Source organism: Actinomadura sp. DC4, from assembly GCF_030406325.1.
Taxonomy (GTDB): Bacteria; Actinomycetota; Actinomycetes; order Streptosporangiales; family Streptosporangiaceae; genus Actinoallomurus.
On the sequence record NZ_JAUEQY010000033.1, the window covers coordinates 16,284 to 40,750 of the forward strand.

Here is a 24,467-nt window from a genome sequence, read left to right on the forward strand (position 1 = left end):
ATGACGAGCACACTTTCGACCGCGATCGGCAGCTGGACGACCACTGATGACCAGGAGACCGCGGTCGCCTGGGACGGGCAGCACGACGGAGCCGTGCTGCTCACCGACGGCACGGTCCTCGTGGCCGGCGGGGCCGACGCGTCCTCCGCCGCCGTCGCCCGTACGGCACGCTTCGACCCTGCCGCCGGTGACCACGGGGAGTGGACCGAGGGGCCGGCGACCATGCACACCGCACGGCGCCTGCACAGCGCCACCCGGCTCGCGGACGGGAAGGTGCTGGTGGCCGGCGGTACCGGGGTCGGGAACCAGTTCCCGGCGCCGGGACTGGCCGCCGCCGAGATCTACGACCCGGTCGCCAGGACCTGGGCCACGACCGGTGCGCTGCACACGGCCCGGTGGGGGCACAGCGCCGCGCTGCTGGCCGACGGGTCGGTGCTGGTCGCCGGCGGCACGGCCGTACGGTCCGGGCAGTCGGTGACCGCGCTGCGCTCGGCGGAGCGCTGGGACCCCAAGAACGGCACGTGGACCGAGGTCGCGCCGATGACCGACGCCCGTACGGGCCACCCGGCGATCGTCCTGGCCAACGGCCGGGTGCTGGTCGCCGGTGGCAGTGTCCCGGTGGGCCGCGACGACGAGGCCGCGCTCGCGTACTGCGAGGTGTACGACCCCAAGGGCAACGCGTGGACGCCGACCGGGAACCTGCTCGTGCCGCGCACCCGCCACCAGGCGGTGGCGGTCTCGGACACGACCATCCTGGTCACCGGCGGCAGCCCGCCCGGCCCCGCCGGGGACGGCACGTTCGACCCCTTCAGCCGGTCGACCGCGGAGCTGTTCACCGTCTCCACCGGCGTCTGGGCCTCCGCCAAGCCCATGCCCGCCGGGCGCGGCCACCACCGGGCCGTCGCGCTCGGCTCGGGGAAGGTGCTCGTGATGGGCGGCACCGACCGGGTGCGCGACGACGCCGGCTACTCCAGCACGCTCGTCTACGACGCGGCCTCCGGCGAGTGGACCGCGGCGCCCGGCCTCGCCGTCGGCCGCTGGGCCTTCGCCGCCACCGCGCTGGCCGACCACCGCGTGCTCGTCACCGGCGGCATCGTCCGCACCGGACTGGCCGCCGCGAGCGCCACGGCGGACGAGCTGACCCCGAGCACCGAGATCTTCGCCCTGACGGACGACCTGTCATGACCGCCAACGCGTACTCCTTTCTGCCCTGGCTGCGTACGGGGCTGGCGACCGAGATCGACGGTAGGACCGCGGCGGCGAACCGGGCGACGATCCCGGTGCAGCTCCGGCTCACCGCAGAGGCGTCCGACGGCACGGTGACCACCAAGGACGTCGTGAAGGACGTGCAGCTCTACGGGCCGGGCGACGTCGTCGGCGTGGACCCGCGGGCGATCTCGCGGACCGAGCCGCGCGCGTGGGTCACCAACGCCGAGGCCGGCTTCCTGGCCCACATCGAGTTCTACGACGAGGACTTCCCCTGGAGGTACAGCCCGGCGGGCCCGGACGCCGCCACCGCCCGGCTCGCGCCATGGCTGGCGCTGGTCGTGCTCGCCGGGGGCCGGGACCCCGGCGACGAGGCGGAGTTCGTGGAGGGCACCGGCACGGACCGGCCGCTGCCGTTCGTCACCGTCGCCGACCCGGCCGCCACGCTGCCGCCACCGGACCAGCTCGGCGCGTGGGCGCACGTCCACGTCAACGGCGGCCTGGCCGACCAGATCACCTCCAACGACATGTCCGTCGCCCTGCCCGCGCTGGAGGCGGTGCTCGCGGGCGACGCCGACGACGCGTGCGCGCGGCTGCTGTGCCCGCGCCACCTGGCCCCCGACACCGCCTATCACGCGTTCCTGGTGCCGGCGTTCGAGACCGGGCGGCTGGCCGGCCTCGGGCTCGACCCGGCCGGCGCGCCGTCGGCGCTGCACCCGAGCTGGAGCGTGCCGTACGCGAACCAGCCCGTGCCGGGCACCCTGCCGTACTACCACCGCTGGTTCTTCTCCACCGGATCGGCGGGTGACTTCGAGTCGCTCGTACGCCTGCTGGAGCCGCGCCTGCCCGACGCCAGGGTGGGCCGGCGCGACGTCGACGTGCACCGCTCGCCCGGCCTCGGCCTGCCGGGCATCACGACGCCCGCCGGGATCGACGGGGTACTACGGCTCGGCGGCGCGCTACGGGTGCCCGACCGGCCGGAGGACGTGTTCGACGACTGGGACGACCAGCCGGACCGCCCGTACCCGCACCCGTTCCAGGAGGCGCTGGCCGGGCTGATCAACCTGGCCGACGAGTACCTGGTCAACGCCCCGGCCGCCGCCAACGCCGCCCTCGCCGGGGCGCGGGCCGGCGGCGTGCCCGTGACCGACGTGGGGCAGGCCGACCCGGTGATCACACCGCCGCTGTACGGACGCTGGCACGCCCTCACCTCCCGGCTGCTGCACGAGCGGGACGGCACGCCGGTCGACGCGGACCGCAACTGGGTGCACAAGCTGAACCTCGACCCGCGGTTCCGCGTCGCGGCGAGCTTCGGCACCCGCATCGTCCAGGACCGGCAGGAGGAGTTCATGGCCGCGGCCTGGGCGCAGGTCGGCGACGTGCTGGCGGCCAACGCCCGGATCCGCGCCGCGCAGCTGGCCCGCGAGGTCGGCCACGTGCTCCAGGCACGGCACCTGGACCCGTCCACGCCCGCCGGCCTGGCCGGCGCGCCCCCGTCCGGCCGGGCGCTCAGGCTGACCGCGCCGGCCCACCCGCGGCTGACCGCGACCTTCGCCGACGAGTCGGTGGCCGTGGCGGACGCGGAGACCGTCGCGGTCGGGTTCCGGGTGGCCGAGAGCCGGGTCGGGACCGCACCGGTCTCGCCCGCCATGCGGCGGATCATCCGGCCGGGCTCACGGCTGATGCGCGCGCTGCCGTTCGGCGACGGGCAGCCGGTGCCGGACGACCTGCTGCCGCGGATGGACGCCGAGGCCGTGACCGCCGCCGCTCCCAAGGCGACCCCCGGCGCCGTCGTCACCGCGGAGCGGCTCGACGCGGCGCTGCACCCGGGCGGCCACGCGCCGGGCGACCCGGTCGACCAGCTCCCCACCAGCGCCGGCTTCGTGCTGACCCTGCCCGGCGACCCGCGCGTCCCGGCGCCCGGCGGCCCGGACAGCGCCGACGCCCGACGGTTCAAGGACGCCCTGCGCGACCTCTTCCGCGCCCGCGCCGACGCCGAGCTCGGCGGGCAGGTCGACGCGCGGAAGGCCCTGGACGTGACGGGCGCGACCGGCGCGGTGCTGGACGGCCTGCGCGCCGACCAGACCGTGCCGAAGACCCTGCTGGACTCGGTCAGCCTGCCCGAACGGCTGCAGCCGTTCGCCGAGAGGTTCATCGAGGCGATGGCCTACCCGGTCATCGACCTGCCGATGTACCAGTCGCTGCTGGACCTGTCGGTGGAGGTCTTCACGCCCAACCTGCCCCTGCTGCCGCCCAACACGATCACCCTGCTGGAGACCGACCGGCAGTTCATGGAGTCCTTCCTGGTCGGGCTGAACCACGAGATGGCCCGCGAGCTGCTGTGGCGGGAGTACCCGACCGACCAGCGCGGCACGCCGTTCCGGCAGTTCTGGGACCCGCGTACGGTGCTGCCGCACCCGGGGGAGACGCCCGCGCAGCTGCGGGAGCGGCTGTACGACATCCGCCCGATCCACGACTGGCCCACCACCGGGAACCTCGGAGACAACGACAACGACGCCGAGGCCGACCTGGTGCTCGTCATCCGCGGCGAGCTGCTGAAGAAGTACCCCACCGCGGCGATCTACGCGCACCGCGCCCGCTGGCAGCCCGACAACGCCCATCCGGACCCGCACCAGGAGCGCGTCCCGGTCGACCTCCTCGACGAGGAGCACCCGTCGGCCGAGGAGATCCGCATGCCGGTGTTCGAGGCGAAGGTCGATCCGGACATCTACCTGCTCGGCTTCGCCCTGACCGCCGAGAAGGCGAAGGGCACCCCCGGCGGCGACCCCGGCTGGTTCTTCGTCATCAAGGAACGGCCCGGCGACCCCCGGTTCGGCGCCGACGAGGGTCCGGGCACCGCGGTCGAGGTGTGGAACGACCTGTCCTGGCCGGACGTCGACCCGCTCGGCCACGGCTTCATCCGGCTCGACGGGGCGACCGCGACCGTGCCGCTGCAGGAGTTCGACGACCCGGCGGAGGACGAGGAGAAGAACGACCAGCACCTGGAGGATCTGTCGCTGCCGCTGTGGCACGCCGGGCTCAGCTCGGCCGACATCGCCTACATCCTCTTCCAGGCGCCCGTCCTGATGGCCGTGCACGCACAGGAGATGCTCTCATGATCAGCGACGATTTCCCGGTCCTGCTCGGCCCGGTCCGCCTCGAGACCCGCTTCACCGCCACCGAGCTCCTGGTGCGGATCTTCCCCGACGACTGGTCCGTGGACGCGTTCGAGTCCAAGCCGGCGAGCGCCGAGATCAGCGCGCTGGACGCGTACTGGACCGCGCTCTGGCGGGCCGGCGGCGAGAACGCGGCCGAGCAGGCCGCCTGGCAGGAGCTCGCCCGCCGGGTGCCCGCCGGGCGGGCGACCTGGCTGCTGCAGACCCGCAAGCCGTCGAACCCGGCCGACCGGCCGGCCGGCGTTCCGGCCACCACGACCGTGCTGGTCGTGGTCACCGCGCAGGCCGTCGCCACGAACGACCGGACGCCCACGACCACGTACTGGACGGCCGTCTGGCGCGCGCACGGCGACGCGGCCAAGACCCGCGCCGCGGACGTCGCGCTGAACACCGCCGTCGGCACGACCCGCGCCGCCACGATCCGGTCGCGGCGTCCCGCGGGCATTGACGCCGCCACGGTCGAGCGCGGCGACGCGGTCCAGGTCGCCTTCCTGGTGCTGCCCGCCCCGACCGGCCTCGCCGCCCAGTCGTGGACCGTGGGGGCACGGGCCCGGCTGCTGCCGGACGCGTTCACCGTCCTCGGCTACGTCGGCGAGGAGCAGGTGATCTCGGTGACCGGGGCCGCCGTGCCGGACACCCTCGCGGTCAGTCCCGACCCGAGCGCCGCCGACCAGCCGTCGATCGACGAGACGACGGGGGCGCTGCACGTCCCCGACGACCTGCGCTGGCTGACCGACTTCACCCGGGCCGTGCAGGTGGGCATGGGCGTACGGATCCCGCTGAACGACACGATCCGGAACGGCGTGGACCGGCTGGTGGTGTACGGGCTGCGGCAGAAGTCCGCCCCGGCCCAGGCCGGCACCGACCTGGCCGACCTCGTCAGCCGGCAGCTGCGCAGCCAGGCCGGGTTCGCGCTGCTGCCGCAGGGCACGCCGACCAACAACAGCGACCAGGCGCCGGCCGGCCAGGACGCGACGCAGCAGGCCGCGGCGGCGCTGCGCACCGCGGCCGGCCTGACGGCCGCGGCCCCGGCCGACTGGACCACCAAGACCGACGGCCAGTGGCTCGCCGAACTCCTCGGCATCGACCCCGCGGTCCTGACCGGCGCGCCGAACGCGGACGGCACGGACCAGCGGGACGCGCGCGCGGCCAACACCGCGCTGTGGCCGGCGACCTGGGGTTCGTACCTGCGGACCACGATGAACCCGCTGTTCGGCGCGGACACGGTCGAGCGCACCCGGCAGTTCTTCACGCGGTACGTCTCGGGCCGCGGCCCGGTGCCCGCGGTGCGGATCGGGCGGCAGCCGTACGGGATCCTGCCCGTCACCGCGTTCTCCCGCCTGACCTGGCCGGACACCGGACCGATTCCGGCCGCCCACCGGCGCGGGCTGCAGCAGGTCGTCCGCGCCGCGCTCACCGACTGGCGTACGGCCGCAGGGCAGGTCACCCGGCTCGGCACCGACGGCGACCCGCACCAGATGCTGCTGGACATCCTCGCGCTGCACCCGACCTCGGCCGAGTTCTACCAGCGGTACGCGCTGAGCGTGGAGGACGCCTACAACCGGGAGAACCTCGGCGGGCACGGCCCGGACGTGCTCCCGGCGCTGGACCGGCTGGACATGCCGCGGCCCATCCGTGAGCTGCTCGCGCGGCTCGGCCACACCGGACCGCCCGACCCCGACTTGGTCCGGCGGCTGTTCGCCGGCACGCAGTACCCGATGCTCGGCCCGCTCGTCGACGACCGGCCGCTGTCGGAGACCGACCCGATCCGGGAGTACACCACCGACCACCGCGGCTACCTGCGCTGGCTCGCCGACAACGCCGGCGCGAACCTGGAGAAGATCCGGCTGGAACGGGACTTCGCCGGCGACCGGCCGCCCGCGGCGCTGCTGTACCTGCTGCTGCGGCACGCGGTCCTGCTCGGCTGGGAGGACGCCGCCCGGCGGCTGGCGGTGGCCGCCGGCAGCCCGCAGGTGCCGGGCCCGGCCGACCCGCTGTTCGTGCACGTCGGCGACCCGGCGACGCCCAGCGAGAGCCGGTACCGGCAGCTCTACTCGCCCGACCCCACGGTCACCGGGAACGCGGACACGCTGCTGGTCGACTTCATCCCCACCGTCCTGAACGGCCGGGAGGCCACCGCGCCGCTGGCCGCGCAGGCGCAGGCTCTCTCGCTGCTCGCCGACCTGCCGACCGCCCGGCTGGAGCGGGTGCTCGCCGAGCACCTGGACTGCGCGACGTACCGGCTGGACGCCTGGCAGCTCGGGCTGGCCAACGAGCGGCTGGCCGAGCTGCGGTTCGGCGCCGACGGCTCCCTCCCGGCCAAGCGCGGCGTCCACCTCGGCGCGTACGGGTGGCTGGAGGACGTGCATCCGCACACCGGCGACCTGACACCGGTCACGCTGAGCGGGGACCTCGCGAAGATCTTCACGCCGCCGGGCTCCTCGCCGCTGCTGCACGACCCGAAGAACGGCGGCTACGTGCACGCGCCGTCGCCGGGCCAGGCGACCACGGCCGCGGTGCTGCGGGCCGGCTACCTGGCCAACTCCACCCCGGAGGACCCCGGCACGTTCGCGGTCAATCTGTCATCGGGCCGCGTACGGGTGGCGCTCACGATCCTCGACGGGCTGCGCCAGGGCCGGTCGCTGGGCGCGCTGCTCGGGTACCGGTTCGAGCGCGGCCTGCACGACCGGTTCGCCGAGGCCGAGCTGGACTCGCTGATCATCGCGCTGCGCGGGGCGTTCCCGCTGCGGGCCGGCCGGATCCCCGGCACCGAGGCCGCCGCCGGCACGTCCGCCGAGCTGGTCGAGGCGCGCAACGTGATCGACGGGCTGGAGCTGGTCCGGCGGGTGACCCGCGTCCCGGGCGCCGACACCTACCCCTTCGGGGCGGAGGGGCTGCCCGAGGCCGATCCCGCCCAGCTCGAGGCCATCGGCGCGGAGGTCCAGCGCCTCCTGGAGATCCACGACGCGGTCGCCGACCTGGCCGTCGCCGAGGGCGCCCACCAGGCGCTGGCCGGCAACGCCGAGCGGGCGTCGGCCACCCTCGACGCGTACTCCAAGGAGGGCTTCGTTCCCGAGCCCGCCGTGATCGCCACCCCGCGCAGCGGCGTGACGCTCACCCACCGGCTCGGCCTGCAGTTCACGCCGGGGCTGAACCCGCCGGTGCTGCAGGCCACCCCGCGCTCCCAGGCCGAGCCTGCGGTCAACGCCTGGCTGCCGGGCGTGCTGCCGGACCGCGCCGACGTGGCCGCCACGGTCACCTGGACCGACCCGGTCAACGGCCAGGCGCACTCACACGTGGTCACCCAGCAGGACGCCGGCCTGCAGCCGATCGACCTGCTGTGGGCGGTACGCCCGGCGAGCGAGGAGTCGATGACCGACCTCGACGACCGCATCCTCGGCGTCGTCATCGACCGCGACAAGCCCCGCCCCGACGCCGTCCTGACCATCCGCCACACCCAGCACATCAACGGCAAGACGACGTTCTTCGAGCTGTCCTCGCTGGTCGCCGCGCTGCGTACGCTGCTGACCACGTCACGCACCCTGCGCCCCAGCGACCTCGTGCCGGCCGCGGGCGCGGCCGACGTGGACCGGACCGCCGACGACGCCGTCTCGATCGCCCCCAAGCGGACCGCCGCCGTCCGCGACGCCATCGACGATCTCGGCGACGACGTGGCCGACTTCGTCCACGACCTGTCGGTGGCGCTGCCCACGGCCCAGCTCGTCGCGAACATCGACACGTTCCTGGGGCGGTACGCCGATCTCGCCGGCACCGCGAGCGGCTTCGGCATGGTCCGCAGCGGCTGGGGCGAGGTGCTCGCCTGGCGGCGCGGCGTCTTCGCCGACGTCCTGGCCGCGGTCGCGGAGACGGCGACGCGGATGAGCGGCTCGCTGACCGCCGCCGACGTGCTCCTCGCCCAGTACGACGCGCTGCCGGGATCCACGGCGAACGACGACCGGTTCCGCCTGCTGGAGCGGGCCGAACGGCTGCTCACCACCAAACCGGTCGCGCGGCCGGCCAAGCCCATGGACCTGCGGTCGACCATCCGGAACACGATACGAAAGAAGTTCAACGACCGTCTGCAGGCGCTGCAGCAGGAGGCCAAGACCGGCCGGAACACCCTGAGCGGCCTGTTCGCCGAGGTGGGAGCGCTGCTTCCCCTGACGGACTTCGACCGGACCGGCCTCGACCTGACCCCGTTCCGCGACCGGGTCACCGCCTTCGCCCGCGACCTGCTGAGCCGGGCGCAGGCGCTGCAGGCCGAGATCGCCCGGCGGCTGACCGCCGCCGTCCAGGCGCTGACCGAGCGGGACCAGGCGGTGACCGGCCCGGACAAGGTCGAGGCCGCCCTCCGCGCGTTCCGTACGCTGCTCGGCGAGGACGCCCTGGTGGTGCCGGAGTTCACCGCCGCCGACCAGCTCGCCGCCGACCTGCGCCAGGCCCGCAACGCCAGCGGCGATCTGCTCAAGCACCTGGTCAGCGCGGGCCGGGACTTCCCGGTCGACGACTGGCTGCACGGCGTCGCCCGGGTACGGGAGATGCCGCGGCTGTGGGAGCGGGTCGTGCTGCTCAGCGACGCCCTCACCGACGACGAGCCGGAACTCGTGCCCGCCCAGCTGCCGTTCGTGAAGAACGACCACTGGCTCGGCATGGAGTTCGCCGCCGGTGCCGTGATCGACCAGGACCGGCTGCTCTACACCGCGCACTACGCCGACAATCCGCCGCCGACCCAGAACCAGCGGTGCGGCCTGCTGCTCGACGAGTGGACCGAGGTCGTCCCGGCCGAGCGCGAGACCACCGCGCTCGCGGCCGACCTCCACCGCCCGGACTCCGAGCCTCCGCAGGCCATGCTGCTGGCCGTCCCGCCGAAACGTACCGGCGCCTGGAACACCGACGACCTCGTCGCCGCCATCACCGAGACCTTCGAGCTGGCCCGGCTGCGGGCGGTTGAACCCCACCATCTCGACGACACCGCGTACGCCCAGCTGCTGCCGGCGACCGTTATCTCCGCGACCCGGCAGCCCATCACCATCAGCACCGACCTCGCGGTCGCCAACCTGCGCTGGAAGTCCCGATGACCGAAGCACCGCGTATCGAAAACCTCCCACAGGCGCTCGCGACCCGCGCCTTCCCCACCGTCGGCGTGTGGAACCGGCTGGAGGGCCGCCCGCGTACGACCGACTTCGACCGCGCGCTGCGCGCCGAGGTGCGGGACCCGCTCTGGATGCTGACCCGGCAGTGGCAGCTCGGCGAGTTCCGCGGCCAGGACGCCGGCTCCCCGGCGACCGTCACGTACTCGGTGCGGACGTCGGCGCCGAGCCGCTTCCGGCCCACCGGGGGCGCCGCCGAGGACCTGCCCGCCGACCGGCCGGTGGAGACCGTCGCCGAGCGCCGCGCCGTGCCCTTCATGTTCGGCGCCGACCCGATCTCCTACGACCTGCGGCTGGTGATCGGCCGGCACTGGCTCAAACTGATCAACGCCGCGCCGCTGCTCCGGCCGCTGCGGCAGGCGTACGTGAACCGGTATCCGATCGCGGCGCCCGACCCCGCCGCGGACCGCGACACCCCCCTGGCCTCGCACGCCGAGGTGTGGTCGCAGCTGCGGGCGGTGGCGGGCCGGCGGATGGACGGCTACCTGCTGTACCGGCACATCGCCGACGGGGGGAAGGCCTCTGACGGCATCACCACGCTGTTCAAGGCCCAGCTGGACCAGCTCGGCAAGCGGCTGGTCGCGTGGTTCGACGGCCTGATCGACCAGCCGTCCTCGGACGCCACCTGGGACCCGCGCCGGTTGGAGCACCGGTTCTCCGTCGCCGCGGCCGAGCCGGGCGGCGGCGAGACGGTCCTCACCGCGCCGGAGTACCCGGGCGGGGAGCTCGACTGGCACGCCTTCTCCATCGATCCGGGCGGCCCGGTCGGCGGCACCCACCCCGGCCCCGCGACCGTGAACCGGACGGTGTTCCCGGTTCCGGTCCGCTTCTCCGGGATGCCGCTGCCGCGCTGGTGGGCGGTCGAGGACGGGGGGACGAACTTCGCCGCGGTCCGCCCCGACAGCACCGACCTGACCCGCCTGATCTTCCTCGAGTTCGCCCTGGTGTTCAGCAACTCCTGGTTCCAGGTGCCGTGCGACCTGCCGGCCGGCGCGGTCGCGACGGCGCAGGGGCTGGCGGTGACGGACGTGTTCGGGCAGCGCCAGTGGATCACGCCCGCCGGGGATCGGAACTGGTCGATGTTCGCCGTCGACTCGCTCGGCGCCCCGCCCGGCGACGCCCGGATGTTCGTGCCCGCGACGGTCCCGCACGTCGCCGTCGGGCCCGCCCTGGAGGAGGTGTCGCTGGTCCGGGACGAGAACGCGAACCTCGTCTGGGGCATCGAGCGCACCGTACGCCTGCCCACCGGCGAGGGCCGGCGCGGCAGCGAGGTCGCCGCCGAGATCCTCGCCCATCGGCGGCAGCTGTTCCCCGAACCGCCCGCGGACGCCCCGCACGCGGCCGTGGCGTACGAGGCGATGAACACGATCCCGGAGAACTGGATCCCGTTCATCCCGGTCCACGTCCCCGACGACACCCGCCAGGTCCAGCTCCAGCGCGCCGCCCTGCCCAGCGCGGTCGACGGCACGCCGGTCCGCCCGCGCACCGCCCTGCTGCGCGAGGGCATCGACGCGTCGGATCCCTATTTCGTCAACGAGGAGGAGGTGCCGCAGACGGGCACCACGCTGAGCGTCGCGTACAACCGCGCGCGATGGCGCGACGGCCGCGTCGCGCTCTGGCTGAGCACCAGCCGGGGCACGGGCCGCGGCGAGGGCTCCAGCGGCCTGGCCTTCGACCAGCTCGTGGCCACGGACGGCGCGTAGCCGCACGCGCGCTCGCCGGCCGCCGGCCCTCGTGGCAGGCGGCCGGCGAGCGCTCAGTCCCGGGCGACCGCGCCCGGATTGCGGACCATCGGGCAGACCGAGCAGACGCCCCGCCCCACCTGGGCGAACCAGCGGCAGTTCGCGCGGATCGAGCAGAGCGGCAGCGGCCGGTCCGCCTCCGCCTCCGCCGGGTTCGCCTCCAGGAACCGGCCGATCAGCCCGTTGCCCGGTCCTTTCGCTCAGCTCGCCGAGCCGGTGGAGGAGCAGGTCGTCGCCGGCTCTACCCGCTCGCCGAGCACGGCGTGGAGCCAGGGCAGCACGTCGACCGGCGCGGGCTCGCCCGATGCCGGCCGGACGTCCTGGACGAGCGACTCCCACGCGTCGACGGTGCGGCCGTAGTCCTCCAGGGCGGCCGAGACCCGGTGGCCGGCCGCGCCGATCTCCGCCGCGCGCTCCGGGCGTTCGACCACCGACCGCAGCGCCGTCGCCAGCGAGGCATGGTCCTTCGGGTCCTCCACGATCACGACGTCGCGGCCGTCCTCCAGCCGATCCCGGTAGACCTGCTTGTCGTAGATCTCGCGGGAGAGCACCAGGCAGGTGCCGTACGCCAGCACCTCACGAGGGATCACCGGCCCGTGGATCGCGATGGGGAAGTCGCGCTCCAGGAAACAGACGGCGGTGCACGCGCGGATGAATCGTGGCACCTTCCAGTGGGGGACGAACGGAAGCACCCAGGTGCGTTCCTCGATCCCGGCCTCGGCGACGGCATTTCTTATTTTCGCGCGGGCAGTCGCGGATCGAACACTCTCGGCGGTTCCCGTATTTCCAGCGGGGCGGCGGAGAAATTGAACAACGAGGACGGAACGGCGAATGGGGCGCCGGTACGTAATGCCTCTCCCCGTACGCCCATGCCCTCGAACCACCGGTACAGGGCCGGCCGGGTGATCACACGGTCCGCCGCGCGCAGGACCTCCTTGTACGTCGCGGCCGGCTCCGGTATCCGCATGAGGCGGTCCAGGTCGCTGCCGGCGTGCTGGACGAGCAACGGGACGCCGGTCCAGCTCCCGGCGAGATGGCCGGCGACGGCGTACGGCTCGAAGTAGTAGGCGACCAGGACCTGGCAGCCGAACTCGCGTACGACCTGGCTCGCAATGCCGGCGAGCTTGCTCACGAAGGGGTTCGCCCACGGGATGTGACTCATCCGCGGACCGGACCGCTCCGGGCGGAAGACTCTGACGAACCCGCCACTCTCCGGGAGGGCGGGCTCGTAGAAGCCTCGTGGATTAGCAAGAGAGGCCGGATGGCACGATCCGACCACCGGAGGATCCAGATCTGCGGGGCAGGGGATTCGCTGGGAAGACCGCGTTTTCGGTGCCGAGAACCGCGCCATCCGGTGTTTCGCCTATGGGCTACCAGCCCAGTTCTCCGTCGTCCTCCTGGAATGTGCCGGTGGGACCGTCGGGGCCGATGGTCGCCATGCGGACGATGTTCCCGGCGCTGATCTCGACCGGGCGGCCGAGGGGGTTCTCCTGGCCGCCGAACTCCGTCGCGGTGTAGCCCGGCTCGACGGCGTTGAACCTGACCTCGGGCACCGCCCTGGCGTACTGGACCGTGAGCATGGAGACGGCCGCCTTGCTCGCGCCGTAGACGATCGCGGAGACCTGCGACGCGGGGCGGGAGGGGTCGTGGTTGGCCGCGAAGGAGCCGAGCGCGCTGGAGACGTTGACGACGACCGGGTTCGCGGACTTCCTCAGCAGCGGCAGCGCCGCCTCCGTGACGCGGACGACCGAGACGGCGTTCGTGTCGAACACCTTCAGGGCGTCGGGACCGTTGAGGGCGAGCAGGCCGATGCCGGCGTTGTTGACGAGAACGTCGAACCCGCCGTCCGTCTCGACCTGGGCGAACGCCGCGGCGACGGAGGCGTCGTCGGTGACGTCGAGCCGTACGAAACGAGCGCCGAGCTCGTCGGCGACCGCACGGCCGGAGTCCTCGTCGCGGGCGCCGACGTACACGGTGTGCCCGGCGGCGGTGAGCTGGCGGGCGGTCTCCTTGCCGAGGCCGCGGTTCGCCCCGGTGATCAGTGTGGTGGTCATGGTCCGAGCCTGGGAGGATCCTCGCTGGTGGAGGCAGCCGTCCCGTTTTCCTAGGAGTGCCGGGACCAGGACAGACGCGACGCCTTGCCGCAGACTGGGGGCGTGGAGTCGTGGGACTTCGGTCCGATGGTGCGCCGGTGGCGTGACCGTGTCGCGCCCGAGACCGTCGGCGTGCCCGTGGGCGGGCGCCGCCGGGCCAGCGGGCTCCGCCGCGAGGAGCTCGCCGGGCTCGCCGGGATCTCGGCCGACTATCTGACCCGGCTCGAACAGGGACGCGCGACCACGCCCTCGGCCCAGGTCGTGGAGTCGCTCGCGCGGGCCCTGCGCCTGCCCGACGCGGAACGCGACCTGCTCTACCGGCTGGCCGGCCACGCCGCCCCGGGGGCCGACGTCGTCCCGTCACGCGTCACATCGAGCGTGCAGCGTCTGCTCGACCGGCTGACCGGCACCCCGGTCGTGGTCTACGACGCCACCTGGACGCTCGTCCTCGCCAACGCGCCGTACGACGCGCTCATGGGCGAGACGTCCGCCTGGCGCGGGATCGAACGCAACGCCGTCTGGCGCAACCTCCTCGGCCCCGGAACGCGTACGGTCCACACCGCGGAGGAACACGCCGACCACGAGGCGCGGCTGGTCGCGGACCTGCGCCTCACCGCCGGCCGGTACCCCGCCGACCGTACGCTGAGGCGGCTCGTGGCCGAACTCACCGCCGAGAGCCCGAGGTTCGCCGAACTCTGGGAGGCCGACGCCCCCGAGCCGCTCCCGGACCCGTCCCGGCACAAGGTCATCGACCATCCCGCGGTCGGCCACATCACCCTCGACTGCGACACGCTCATCGTCGCCGCGGACGACCTGCGCATCACGGTCTACACGGCCGAGCCCGGCACCGATGACGCCGACCGCCTCGAGCTCGCCATCGTCCTCGGCACCCAGACCATCGTCGAGTAGGGCCCGTCTCGGTGCTCTCGCCGCGGGAGCGTCAGGTCGTCCGCGTGCCGGTGAGGGTTCCGGAGGCCAGGACGTGTCCCGCAAGGGCCGGCGGCAGGTGTTCGGCGTCGGCGACCTTCGTGAAGTCGACGTCGGTGTCGAGGGCGTAGAGGTGAAAGCGGTAGCGATGCGCGCCGTGGCCGGGAAGTGGCCTCGGTCCGACGTACTTGGCGCGGCCGCGGTGGTTCGGGAGAAACCGGAAGCCCGGGTTGTCCGGTGTCAGGGCGCCCTCCGGCAGGCCGCCTTCGGCCGGCGCGAAGGCGGCGATCGTGTGGATGCCGGGTACGGCGCCCGGGTTGTCGAGGTCCTCGATCACCAGGACCAGGTCCGTCGTTCCCGCGGGAAGGGAGTCCCACGCGAGGGCGGGCGAGATCTCGGCGCCGATGAACGGCCCGCAGTGCTTCGCGGGGATGACCTGCCCGTCGCCGAAGCTGGGGGAGGTCAGCGCGATGCGGTTCCCGGTCGCGAGCTCAGGAGCGTTGGCGATGCTCGCGGCCTCGTCGGGGCGCCGGTTGCGCAGTGCCCGGCCGACGGGAAGGAGGAGGACTTCTACGGGGTGCATGGTGCTCCTTGTTCAAGAGTCGGCGATGCGGAGGAGGAGCGCGGCGACCCGGGCGACGTCGTCGCGTTCGGCGGCGGTCAGTTCGGCGAGGCGGCCGTTCAGCCAGTCCCGGCGGTGGCGGCGCGATGCCGTGACCGCCGCCCTGCCCTCGTCGGTCAGGGTGAACAGGACCTTGCGCCGGTCCTCCGTCCCGCGGGACTTCGACACGTAGGCGAGTTGCTCCAGCCGCCGGACCGTCTGACTCATCGAACCGAGCGTGACCTTCGCGGCCTCGGCGAGGTCGCTCAGGCTCATCCGGTCCTGCTTGTCGAGAACGATGAGCACGAGCAGCGCCGCGTCCGGGACCTCTCCCTCCACGCGCTCGGAACGGAACCGGCTGTAGAGGCGCGAGGGCGACGGTCACCCCGGTCTCCGCACTGCCGGGGATCGGGCCGGTCAGCGCCAGCCGAGGCCCGGGGCCACGTGGGTGAGGATGCTCTGCAGCACGTGGGCGTTGTAGTCGACGCCGAGCTGGCTCGGGATGGTCAGCAGCAGGGTGTCGGCGGCCTGGACGGCCTCGTCCTCGGCGAGCTGCTTGATCAGCACGTCCGGTTCGGCGGCGTACGACCGGCCGAAGATCGCTCGTGTCGTCTCGTCGATCATGCCGATCTGGTCCTTGGAGTCACGGTCGTGCCCGAAGTAGGCGCGGTCCAGGTCGGTCGTGAGGGCGAAGATGCTGCGGCTGACCGACACCCGTGGCTCCCGCTCGTGGCCGGCCTCCTTCCACGCCTCGTGGTACGCCTCGATCTGCTTGCGCTGCTGGACGTGCAGCGGCTCGCCGGTCTCGTCGTCCTTGAGGGTGGAGCTCTGGAGGTTCATGCCGAGCTTGGCGGCCCACGCGCCGGTCGCGTTCGAGCTGGAGCCCCACCAGATGCGGTCGCGCAGGCCCTCGGAGTGCGGTTCGAGCCGCAGCAGCCCCGGCGGGTTGGGGAACATCGGCCGTGGGTTCGGCCGCGCGAAGCCCTCGCCCTCGATCACCGCGAGGAACGCCTCCGCGTGCCGGCGGGCCATGTCGGCGTCGGTCTCCTCCTCGGCGGGGGCGTAGCCGAAGTAGCGCCATCCCTCGATCACCTGCTCGGGCGAGCCGCGGCTGATGCCGAGCTGGAGCCTGCCGTCGGAGATGAGGTCGGCCGCGCCGGCGTCCTCTGCCATGTACATCGGGTTCTCGTACCGCATGTCGATCACGCCGGTACCGATCTCGATCTTCGAGGTACGCGCGCCGATCGCGGCGAGGAGCGGGAACGGGCTGGCGGCCTGGCGGGCGAAGTGGTGGACGCGGAAGTACGCGCCGTCCACGCCGAGTTCTTCGGCCGCGACCGCCAGGTCGATGGACTGGTGCAGGAAGTCACGGGCGGTCCGGGTCCGCGACTGCGGGCTCGGCGTCCAGTGCCCGAAGGACAGAAAGCCAATCTTCTTCACTGCAGCTCCCAGCGCGCCACCGGCATGTTTGATTCCCGCCCATCGGACCGGCCCCGGCGCGGGGAATCGCGACGCGGGGATGGAAACAGCGTACGGGTCAGGGGTGCCGGCCGAGTGCCGGGCCGAGCCTGGTCGCGATATCGGTGAGGATCTGGACGTAGTCCTCGTGGTCGAAGGTGAAGGGCAGCGCGAACGCGACCTCGTCGACCTCACGGAACGCGGCGTGGGAGTAGAGCCGTTCGGCGATCTCCGCGGAGGTGCCGACGAGGTCGGGTGCGAACAGCAGGCGCGCCGGTCCCTGCGGGGTGGCGGTACGCGGCGTCCGCTTCCGCGCGAACTCCTCGTACTTGGCGCGCTGTTCCGGCGAGGCGCCGTCGGTGGGGATGACGACGAGCCCCTGGGAGACACGGGCGCGGTCGCCGTCGGGATGGTGGGCGCGGAAAGTACGGATGTGGGAGAGCTGGATCTCGGCGAAGTCCTCTGACTCCTCCGCCTTCACGACGCTGCTGGTCAGGAAGTTCATGCCGTGCTCGCCGGCCCACTGCGCCGACCGCAGGCTCGCGCCGCCGTACCAGAGGCGGCCGCCCAGGCCCGGGGAGTGGGGCTGGACGCGGTCGGAGAACACCTCGAAGCCCTCGGTACCGCTGAAGTCGCTGGCCGGTTCGCCGCGTACGAGGTCGAGCAGGCGTCGTACGCGGCCGTAGCCGAAGTCCTCGGCGTCGGCGGTGCCGGGGTACAGCGCGTCCTTGATCCGGTCGTAGTGCATCGGCGGGCCGACGCTGACACCGGGGTTGAGGCGCCCGCCGGACAGGATGTCGACCGTCGCGAGGTCCTCGGCCAGTCGCAGCGGGTTCTCCCAGCCCAGCGGGATGACCGCCGTGCCCAGCTCGATGCGGCTCGTGCGCTGGGAGGCCGCCGCCAGGACGGCGACCGGCGAGGAGATGCCGTACTGCAGATGACGATGCCGTACCCAGGCGCTGTCGAACCCCAGCCGCTCGCCCAGCTCGATGATCTCAAGCGTCGACTCGTGGCCGAGGAGCGGATCGGCAGCGTCGAACAGCCCGATGGTCAGAAAGCCCAGCTTCCGCAACGGCTCAGAGTTCAGCGGCACAGGGGTCCTCCATCGTCCGCCACGTTGTGGCAGGTGAGCGTCGTGAGGCTTGACAAGCGGCATTACATCGTATTTCTACGAGTTAGCTCGGAAACCCCAGGAGGGCCTCAGATGCGGAGAACACGGCTTCTCGCCGTCACGGCCGGCGCTGCCGGTGTCCTGCTGTCCGCCACCGCGGCCGGTGCCGCCCCCGCGCCGGGCGCGCCCGGCATCGGCGACCCCTACTATCCGGACTACGGGAACGGCGGGTACGACGTCTCGCACTACGACCTCACCCTGAAGTACCAGCCCGCGACCGACACACTGCAGGGCACCACCAGGATCACGGCGCGCGCCACCCAGGACCTCACCCGCTTCGACCTGGACTTCCTGCTGGACACCCGGGCGGTCACGGTCAACGGCCGCAGGGCCTCGTTCACCACGTCCGGAGCGCACGAGCTGGTCATCACCCCCGCCCGTACCCTGCGGAAGGGCGCGCCGATCGACGTCACCGTGACCTACTCCGGCGTGCCGTCGACGAAGAAGTACAACGGCTACGTCGGCTGGGCCAGGACCCCCGACGGCGCGGTCGCCGCGCAGGAGCCCGAGAGCGCCTGGTGGTGGTATCCCAGCAACGACCATCCGCTCGACAAGGCCACCTACGACATCACGGTCACCGTGCCCGAGGGTCTACAGACGATCAGCAACGGCGTGTCCCGCGGCACCCGTACGACGGGCGGCTGGACCACGGACGAGTGGCACGAGGCCAAGCCGCAGGCGACCTACCTGACCACTCTCGCGATGGGCCGGTTCGAGGTCCACCAGGGCCGTACGAAGAGCGGTCTGCCCGTGATCACCGCGTACAGCCCCGACGTCGCCCCGGCCCTGCTCACGGCGGCCAAGGCCAGCGTCGAGACCACCCCCGAGGTCATCGACTGGGAGAGCAAGGTCTTCGGCCCGTACCCCTTCACCTCGATCGGCGGCTACGTCCCGAACGTCACGTCGCACTTCTCGCTGGAGGAGCAGACCCGGGTCTTCTACAGCCCCGCCGCCTTCTCCACCGGCGTCCGGCCGTACCTCATCGTCCACGAGAACGCCCACCAGTGGTTCGGCGACAGCGTCTCGCTCAGCACCTGGCGCGACATCTGGCTGAACGAGGGCTTCGCCACGTACGCGGAGTGGCTGTGGTCGGAGAAGACCGGCCAGGGCACCGCCGCCGAGGTCGCGGCCGCCACCTATGACGGCTATCCGGCCGGTGACCCGTTCTGGCAGGTCAAGGCCGGCGACCCGGGTCCCGGCGCGAACCAGTTCGACGACGCCGTCTACGACCGCGGCGCGCTGACCCTCCAGGCCCTGCGCGCGACGGTCGGCGACGCGAAGTTCTTCGCCACCCTCCGCGCCTGGGCGGCCCTCCACCGCTACGGCAACGCCACCACCGCCCGGTTCGAGGCCCTGGCCGAGAAGATCTCCGGCAGGAACCTGGGGAGCCTCTTCCAGACCTGGCTCTACACCGCCGGCCGCCCGGCCGCCCCGCCCCAGCCGGTCGCGGCCACCTCCACGCCCAAGAGCTGGAAGGAGATCCGCCAGACGCGCACCCTGGAGGCCCGCTGACCCGTCAGCGCGGCGGCGTCACCAGGCCGAGCTCGTACGCGATGATCACCAGGCGTACACGGTCGCGGGCGCCGAGCTTGCTGAACAGCCGGGCCACGTGGGCCTTGGCGGTCGCCACGCTGATGAACAGCTCGGCGGCGATCTCGCCGTTGGACCTGCCGCGCCCGACGAGGGTCAGCACCTCGCGCTCCCGCTCGGTGATGCCGCCGACGTCGCGCGGCGGCGGCTCCGGCGGGGACTGCCCGGCGAAGCGCGCGATGAGGCGGCGGGTCACGCTCGGCGCGATCAGGGCGTCGCCGGCGGCGACGACGCGGATCGCGGCGAGGATGTCCTCCAGCGCCATGTCCTTGACGAGGAACCCGCTCGCGCCGGCGCGCAGCGCGCCGTACACATAGTCGTCATCGTCGAAGGTGGTGAGCACGAGCACGTGCGGCGGCTCCGGGCCGGCCGTGACCAGGCGGGTCGCCTCGATCCCGTCCGTGCCGGGCATCCGGATGTCCATCACCACCACGTCCGGCCGTACGGCGGCGGCGAGCTCGACCGCCTCGGCGCCGGTCCCGGCCTCCCCGACCACGACGATGTCGGGGGCGTCCGCGATGAGGACGCGCAGCCCGCTGCGGATCAGCGGCTGGTCGTCGGCCAGGACGACGCGGACCGTCATCGGACGCCCGCGGGCACCGGGATGCGGGCGGTCACCCGGAATCCGCCCTCGGACCACGGGCCCGCGGCGAAGTCGCCGTGCAGCAGGCTGACGCGCTCGCGCATGCCGGGAATGCCGTACCCCTCACCCGGGACACCGCCCCGCCCGCCGTCGGTGACCTCGATGGACAGCTCGCCGTCCCGGTGGTCCAGGACCACCCGGCACTCCTTCGCGCCCGAATGACGGATCACGTTGGTGACGGCCTCCTGGACGATGCGGTACGCGGACAGGTCGATGTCGGCGGGCAGCGTGAGCTCGGGCCCGGACCGGTGTACGTCGACGCGGACCCCCGCGCCCAGCGACCGCTCGGCCAGCCGGTTCAGGTCGGCCAGGCCCGGGGCGACGTCGGTCGGCGCCGCCGAGGGTTCGGCCCGGCGCAACGTGCCGAGCATCCGCCGCAGCCCGGCCAGCGTCTCGCGGCTCGTGTCCTCGATGACGGTCAGCGCGTTGCGCGCCTCGACGGGCTGCGTCTCGATGACCCGGCTGCCCACCCCGGCCTGGATGGCGATGACGCCGATGCTGTGGGCGATCATGTCGTGCAGCTCGCGGGCGATACGGAGGCGTTCGGCCTGGACCGCCTGGACCGCGGCCTGCGCGCGCCGGGCCTCCGCGTACTCGCGCCGCTGCCGGATCGCGTTGCCGACCTGCCAGACGACGGCGAGCGCCAGGGTCAAGAACGCGGTGGCCGTGGCGATCGGCGTGCCGTGGCTGTACGGGCGCCCCCAGGACTCCCAGAACGTGGCGCAGCCGAGCTGGACGAACAGGGCCATGCCGGCGGCGATGAGCGACGTACGGCGTGCGTGGTTCGCCGCGACGTAGGCCACGGCGAGGTCGACCGCCAGGACCTGGACGTTCCGGATGATGTAGAGGGTTCCGGTGTCGTACAGCGGGCGGAAGGCGACCGCGACGACGAGCATCGGGAGGAGCATCATCGCCAGCGCGGTCAGCGGCCGGCGCCGCAGCAGCCCGGCGGGCAGGACCATCACGAGGACGTGGACGAGGTAGGGCGCGAACGGACCGGGACCGGGGGCGGGGCCGTACAGGAACATCGCGCACAGGGCGAGAGGGAAGAGGCCGACGCCCCACCACCTCAGCCTCGTCCGCGTTCGCGCCGGCACGCGGCCGAGCAGCGGGGGACGCGGAGCGGTGGACATGCGGCGATCGTAACCAGCGGCCCGCGGCCGGATCATCGGCCCGCGGATGTACGCCTGCGGTCTACCCCGGCCGCGGCGAATACGGTCCACGAGCCGATGCCTCACCCGATGGACGCGCGACACCGTTGTCCGGCCGCGTGATCGAAGACGGCACCTCGGGTTCGCGGTCACGGCCTTCGCGACGACGACGGTGCCGGCCGCCCCCGCGCGCGCTGTTCCACGGCTTCGCGACCTGAAGGACGTCCATGAGCGCCACTCTTGTCATCACCAACGACTTCCCGCCCCGGCAGGGCGGTATCGAGACCTTCGTGCACGCCATGGCCACGCGCCTGTCGGGCGGGGTCGTCGTCTACACCTCGCGGGAGGAGGGCGACGCCGCCTTCGACGCGACCCTCCCGTTCCCCGTCATCCGCGACCGGGCCCACATGCTGCTGCCCACCCGCCGGGTCGCCCGGCGAGCGGCCGGGATCGCCGAGGCCCACGGCTGTGACCGGGTGTGGTTCGGCGCGGCGGCCCCGCTCGCGCTGATGGCACCGGCTCTGCGCCGCGGCGGCGTACGGCGGATCGTGGCGACCACCCACGGCCACGAGATCTGGTGGGCCGCCGTCCCCGGGCCGCGGCAGGCCCTGCGCCGGATCGGCGACCAGGTGGACACGGTCACCTACCTGACCGGCCACACCCGTTCCCGGATCGCCCGCGCGCTCGGCCCTCACGCCCGTACGACCCGGCTCGTCCCCGGCGTGGACGCCTCGGTGTTCCGCCCGGACGCCGGCGGCGCCGCGATCCGCGAACGCTACGGCCTGGGCGACCGGCCGGTGATCCTCAGCGTGTCCCGGCTCGTCCCCCGGAAGGGGCAGGACCGGCTCATCCGCGCCCTGCCCGAGGTACGCCGCGCGGTCCCCGGAGCGACACTGCTGATCGTCGGCGCGGGCGGTCACGAGAAGAGGCTGCGCCGCCTCGCGGGTGAGGGGGTGGTGTTCGCCGGCGGGCATCCGCACGACGAACTGCCGCCGTTCTACGCCGCCGCCGACGTCTTCGCGATGCCCTGCCGGACCCGCCTGCTGGGCCTGGAGGCCGAGGGGCTCGGCATCGTGTTCCTGGAGGCCGCGGCCGCGGGGCTGCCCGTGCTCGCCGGCGACTCCGGCGGCGCCCCGGAGGCCGTACGCGACGGCGAGACCGGCCACGTCGTGAACGGCCGGTCGGTACCCGCCATCGCCGGCCGCCTGACCGACCTCCTCACCGCCCCGGGCACGATGGGCGAGAAGGGCCGCGCGTGGGCCGGGGCCGAGTGGACCTGGGACCGCTCCGCAGAACGCCTGGCCGAACTGCTCGGCCGGTAGGAGCCGGTCGGCTGGATAAAGTGGCAATCATGTCCAGTACCAGCGGGGTGGCGGCGTGGGCCGCGCTCCTGCGCCTGCACGCTGAGATCGTCCCGATCCTCGACCGTGAGCTCCAGGCCACCTGCGACATGCCGCTCACCTGGTACGACCTTCTCCTGAAGCTCTACCGGGCACCGGAGCATCGCCTGAGCATGAACCAGCTCGGTGACGCTTCGGTGCTCAGCCGGTCGAGGGTGAGCCGCCTCGTCGACGAACTCACCGCCGCCGGCATGGTGACCCGTGAACCCAACCCCGACGACCGGCGCTCGGCGTTCGCGACCCTCACGGACAAAGGACGCGAGCGCTTTCGCGCCGCGGCACCGGTCCACCTCGACAGCATCGAGCGGCATTTCTCCACCCACCTGAGCGAGCATGACGCCGATGTCCTGGCTTCGGCCCTGGGAAGAGTGCTGGAAGCCGAGACGGGCACGAGCCTGACACAGGCATGAGCCCGCGCGATGGCGCCGTCAGACGAACGCGGCGCCGGCGGCGCGGGCTCGGTCGTGGGCCAGACGGCGGGCCTCGGCGGCGTCGGCCCGGACCAGGTCCGGGCGCAGGCTGATCTCGGTGATGTCGTCGATGCCGATCCAGCGCAGCCAGTCCTCCAGGTAGGGAGCCTGAAAGTCGGCGCCGAAGGCCGGACCCCGTTCGGGCCCGTACACGCCGCTGGTGTAGATCACTACGGCGCGCTTGCCGGTGAGGAGCCCGCGGTAGCCGGTGACGGGGTCGAACGCGAAGACCATCCCCGGCTGGCTGACGACGTCGATGAACTGCTTGAGGATGTACGGAATGCCGGCGTTCCACATGGGCACGCTGAACACCAGCAGGTCCGCGGTGTCGAACCACGCGAAGGTGTCGTGCACCCGCCGCCAGGCCAGACCCTCCGGGCCGTCCGGCTCGGCGCCGGAGAAGACCGCCATCTTGGCGGCTGCGGCGTCCGGTCCGAACGAGGGCAGTGTGCCGTCCCACAAGTCGTAGTGGTCCACCTCGACCGACGGGTCGGCGACGCCGACCGCGTCCAGGAACGTGCGCGCCAGCGCGAGAGACTCGGACCGCTCGCCGCGCGGTGACGCTGATATGTGCAAGAGCTTCATCGAAGCTGCCTTCCTTCGCCGCCATGAACTATGACGTCGTCATCTTATGTGCATGCGCACGCATCTACAAATGACGGAACGGAGGCTCGCGTAGGTGTCGGTGCACGTCACGAGCGGCCGGTACTTCTCCGGCGCAGGGGGGCCGTCCGCGCGGGGTTGGGGGAGGTCGCTTCCCAGCTCAGCAGCAACCGCAGCTTCTCGTCGGAGGGCGAGCCGGCGTCCGCGGTGTAGGTGGACAGGAACTGGCCGTCCGAGCCCGGGACGCTCAGTGTCTCGTAGTTCAGCGTCATCAGCCCGACGGCCTCGTGGAACATCTGCTTCGTACCGTGCTCGTGCTGGAACAGACGGTAGTCGGCCCAGTAGCGGGCGAACTCCGCCGACGCCGCCGACAATTCCTCCACCAGGCGTTCGAGGGCCTCGTCAGGGGCGCGGGGATCGCGGTTGGCGCGCAACGCGGCGACCGTGGGCGCGGCGACCTGCTCCCACTGCGGATAGCGCGTACGCGTCTGGGGGTCGAGGAACAGCCAGCGCGCGATGTTGCGGTCCGCGATCGGCCGCGCGTCGAAGTCGGTCAGCAGGATCCGGGCCGCCCGGTTGCTGGCCAACACGTCCAGACGTGGTCCCTGAAGGATGACGGGGATCGGATCCATCCGGTCGATCAGCGCGCGGAGCGCGGCTCGCACCGGCGTTTTCGCGGGCCGGCCGCGGCGGGTCCGGGAGGTGCACGGGTCGACCAGGGCCCGCAGGTGCTCACGTTCGAGGTCGTCGAGCCGGAGGGCGTTCTCGACGGCGTTGAGGACCTGGTCGGACACGTTGCCGATCCGGCCCTGTTCGAGGCGTGCGTAGTAGGCCACGCTCACCCCGGCGAGCGCGGCGACCTCCTCGCGGCGAAGACCACGTCCGCGGCGCTGGGTCGGCGACGGAGGCAGGCCGACCGAGGTCGGATCGATCGCCGCGCGGCGTGACATCAGAAACTCACGTAGCTCGGGGTCTGAGGTCATAGGCCCAGTATCTGCCTGATCGCGTGCTCGCCCTGCTCACCCCCGGTGAAACGGCGTTAACGCGTACTGGGAGTACCACCTGGGCCCGTGCCTGCTAACTCCT

19 protein-coding genes are annotated in these 24,467 nt (G+C 72.9%); 8 read left to right on the plus strand and 11 right to left on the minus strand.

What is annotated here, in order from left to right:
* Genes QWU11_RS38585 through QWU11_RS38600 form a run of 4 tightly spaced genes read left to right on the plus strand, consistent with a single transcriptional unit; the run spans nt 1 to nt 11,235 of the window.
* Nucleotides 1-1,185: a kelch repeat-containing protein gene (locus QWU11_RS38585; RefSeq protein WP_290119497.1), complete on the plus strand. Its 1,185-nt coding sequence runs from the start codon at nt 1-3 to the stop codon at nt 1,183-1,185.
* Nucleotides 1,182-4,325, plus strand: a complete 3,144-nt coding sequence (locus tag QWU11_RS38590) for a hypothetical protein (RefSeq protein ID WP_290119498.1) — start codon at nt 1,182-1,184, stop codon at nt 4,323-4,325. The genes QWU11_RS38585 and QWU11_RS38590 overlap by 4 nt, the downstream gene beginning before the upstream one ends.
* The gene (locus tag QWU11_RS38595; RefSeq protein WP_290119499.1) at nt 4,322-9,460 is read left to right on the plus strand and encodes a hypothetical protein; all 5,139 of its coding nucleotides are present in this window, start codon (nt 4,322-4,324) and stop codon (nt 9,458-9,460) included. The genes QWU11_RS38590 and QWU11_RS38595 overlap by 4 nt, the downstream gene beginning before the upstream one ends.
* Nucleotides 9,457-11,235 (plus strand): hypothetical protein, encoded by a 1,779-nt coding sequence (locus QWU11_RS38600; protein WP_290119500.1) that lies wholly within the window; start codon nt 9,457-9,459, stop codon nt 11,233-11,235. The genes QWU11_RS38595 and QWU11_RS38600 overlap by 4 nt, the downstream gene beginning before the upstream one ends.
* Before the next feature lie 239 nt (nt 11,236-11,474).
* Here the strand turns inward: QWU11_RS38600 and QWU11_RS38605 are convergent, their stop codons facing one another.
* From QWU11_RS38605 to QWU11_RS38615, 3 genes are all read right to left on the minus strand, one after another.
* A complete protein-coding gene (locus tag QWU11_RS38605; RefSeq protein WP_290119501.1) occupies nt 11,475-11,966 on the minus strand; it encodes a glycosyltransferase in 492 nt (163 codons plus the stop codon).
* A 41-nt stretch (nt 11,967-12,007) separates the two neighbouring features.
* Nucleotides 12,008-12,436, minus strand: coding sequence for a hypothetical protein (locus QWU11_RS38610; RefSeq protein ID WP_290119502.1), 429 nt, complete (start codon nt 12,434-12,436; stop codon nt 12,008-12,010).
* A 208-nt stretch (nt 12,437-12,644) separates the two neighbouring features.
* Nucleotides 12,645-13,328 carry an SDR family NAD(P)-dependent oxidoreductase gene (locus QWU11_RS38615; protein ID WP_290119503.1) on the minus strand — a complete coding sequence of 228 codons (684 nt, stop codon included), beginning with the start codon at nt 13,326-13,328 and terminating at the stop codon, nt 12,645-12,647.
* 102 nt (nt 13,329-13,430) lie between these two features.
* Here QWU11_RS38615 and QWU11_RS38620 point away from each other — a divergent pair, with 102 nt between their 5' ends.
* Nucleotides 13,431-14,276, plus strand: coding sequence for a helix-turn-helix transcriptional regulator (locus tag QWU11_RS38620; protein ID WP_290119504.1), 846 nt, complete (start codon nt 13,431-13,433; stop codon nt 14,274-14,276).
* Between the two features lie 31 nt (nt 14,277-14,307).
* On the opposite strand, the gene QWU11_RS38625 is transcribed toward QWU11_RS38620, so the two are convergent.
* The 4 genes from QWU11_RS38625 to QWU11_RS38640 all read right to left on the minus strand — a co-directional run bounded on the left by QWU11_RS38625 (nt 14,308) and on the right by QWU11_RS38640 (nt 17,446).
* On the minus strand, nt 14,308-14,877 hold the full coding sequence (locus tag QWU11_RS38625; protein WP_290119505.1) for a YbhB/YbcL family Raf kinase inhibitor-like protein: 570 nt from the start codon (nt 14,875-14,877) through the stop codon (nt 14,308-14,310).
* A gap of 12 nt (nt 14,878-14,889) precedes the next feature.
* A complete protein-coding gene (locus tag QWU11_RS38630; protein WP_290119506.1) occupies nt 14,890-15,234 on the minus strand; it encodes a MarR family transcriptional regulator in 345 nt (114 codons plus the stop codon).
* A gap of 78 nt (nt 15,235-15,312) precedes the next feature.
* Nucleotides 15,313-16,335, minus strand: coding sequence for an LLM class flavin-dependent oxidoreductase (locus QWU11_RS38635; RefSeq protein ID WP_290119507.1), 1,023 nt, complete (start codon nt 16,333-16,335; stop codon nt 15,313-15,315).
* A gap of 97 nt (nt 16,336-16,432) precedes the next feature.
* Nucleotides 16,433-17,446, minus strand: a complete 1,014-nt coding sequence (locus QWU11_RS38640; RefSeq protein WP_290119508.1) for an LLM class flavin-dependent oxidoreductase — start codon at nt 17,444-17,446, stop codon at nt 16,433-16,435.
* A 111-nt stretch (nt 17,447-17,557) separates the two neighbouring features.
* On the opposite strand from QWU11_RS38640, the gene QWU11_RS38645 reads away from it, so the two are divergent.
* On the plus strand, nt 17,558-19,036 hold the full coding sequence (locus QWU11_RS38645; RefSeq protein ID WP_290119509.1) for a M1 family metallopeptidase: 1,479 nt from the start codon (nt 17,558-17,560) through the stop codon (nt 19,034-19,036).
* Nucleotides 19,037-19,040: 4 nt separating this feature from the next.
* Here the strand turns inward: QWU11_RS38645 and QWU11_RS38650 are convergent, their stop codons facing one another.
* Both QWU11_RS38650 and QWU11_RS38655 read right to left on the minus strand, forming a co-directional pair.
* Nucleotides 19,041-19,697 (minus strand): response regulator transcription factor, encoded by a 657-nt coding sequence (locus QWU11_RS38650; RefSeq protein WP_290119510.1) that lies wholly within the window; start codon nt 19,695-19,697, stop codon nt 19,041-19,043.
* Nucleotides 19,694-20,890, minus strand: coding sequence for a histidine kinase (locus QWU11_RS38655; RefSeq protein ID WP_290119511.1), 1,197 nt, complete (start codon nt 20,888-20,890; stop codon nt 19,694-19,696). The genes QWU11_RS38650 and QWU11_RS38655 overlap by 4 nt, the downstream gene beginning before the upstream one ends.
* A 245-nt stretch (nt 20,891-21,135) precedes the next feature.
* On the opposite strand from QWU11_RS38655, the gene QWU11_RS38660 reads away from it, so the two are divergent.
* Nucleotides 21,136-22,230, plus strand: coding sequence for a glycosyltransferase family 4 protein (locus QWU11_RS38660; RefSeq protein WP_290119512.1), 1,095 nt, complete (start codon nt 21,136-21,138; stop codon nt 22,228-22,230).
* A gap of 29 nt (nt 22,231-22,259) precedes the next feature.
* Complete coding sequence (locus QWU11_RS38665) at nt 22,260-22,718, plus strand: MarR family transcriptional regulator (protein ID WP_290119513.1); 459 nt, start codon at nt 22,260-22,262, stop codon at nt 22,716-22,718.
* An 18-nt stretch (nt 22,719-22,736) separates the two neighbouring features.
* Here the strand turns inward: QWU11_RS38665 and QWU11_RS38670 are convergent, their stop codons facing one another.
* Both QWU11_RS38670 and QWU11_RS38675 read right to left on the minus strand, forming a co-directional pair.
* Nucleotides 22,737-23,363 (minus strand): NAD(P)H-dependent oxidoreductase, encoded by a 627-nt coding sequence (locus tag QWU11_RS38670; RefSeq protein ID WP_290119514.1) that lies wholly within the window; start codon nt 23,361-23,363, stop codon nt 22,737-22,739.
* Between the two features lie 107 nt (nt 23,364-23,470).
* A complete protein-coding gene (locus tag QWU11_RS38675; RefSeq protein ID WP_290119515.1) occupies nt 23,471-24,364 on the minus strand; it encodes a helix-turn-helix transcriptional regulator in 894 nt (297 codons plus the stop codon).
* Between the last annotated feature and the right edge of the window lie 103 nt (nt 24,365-24,467).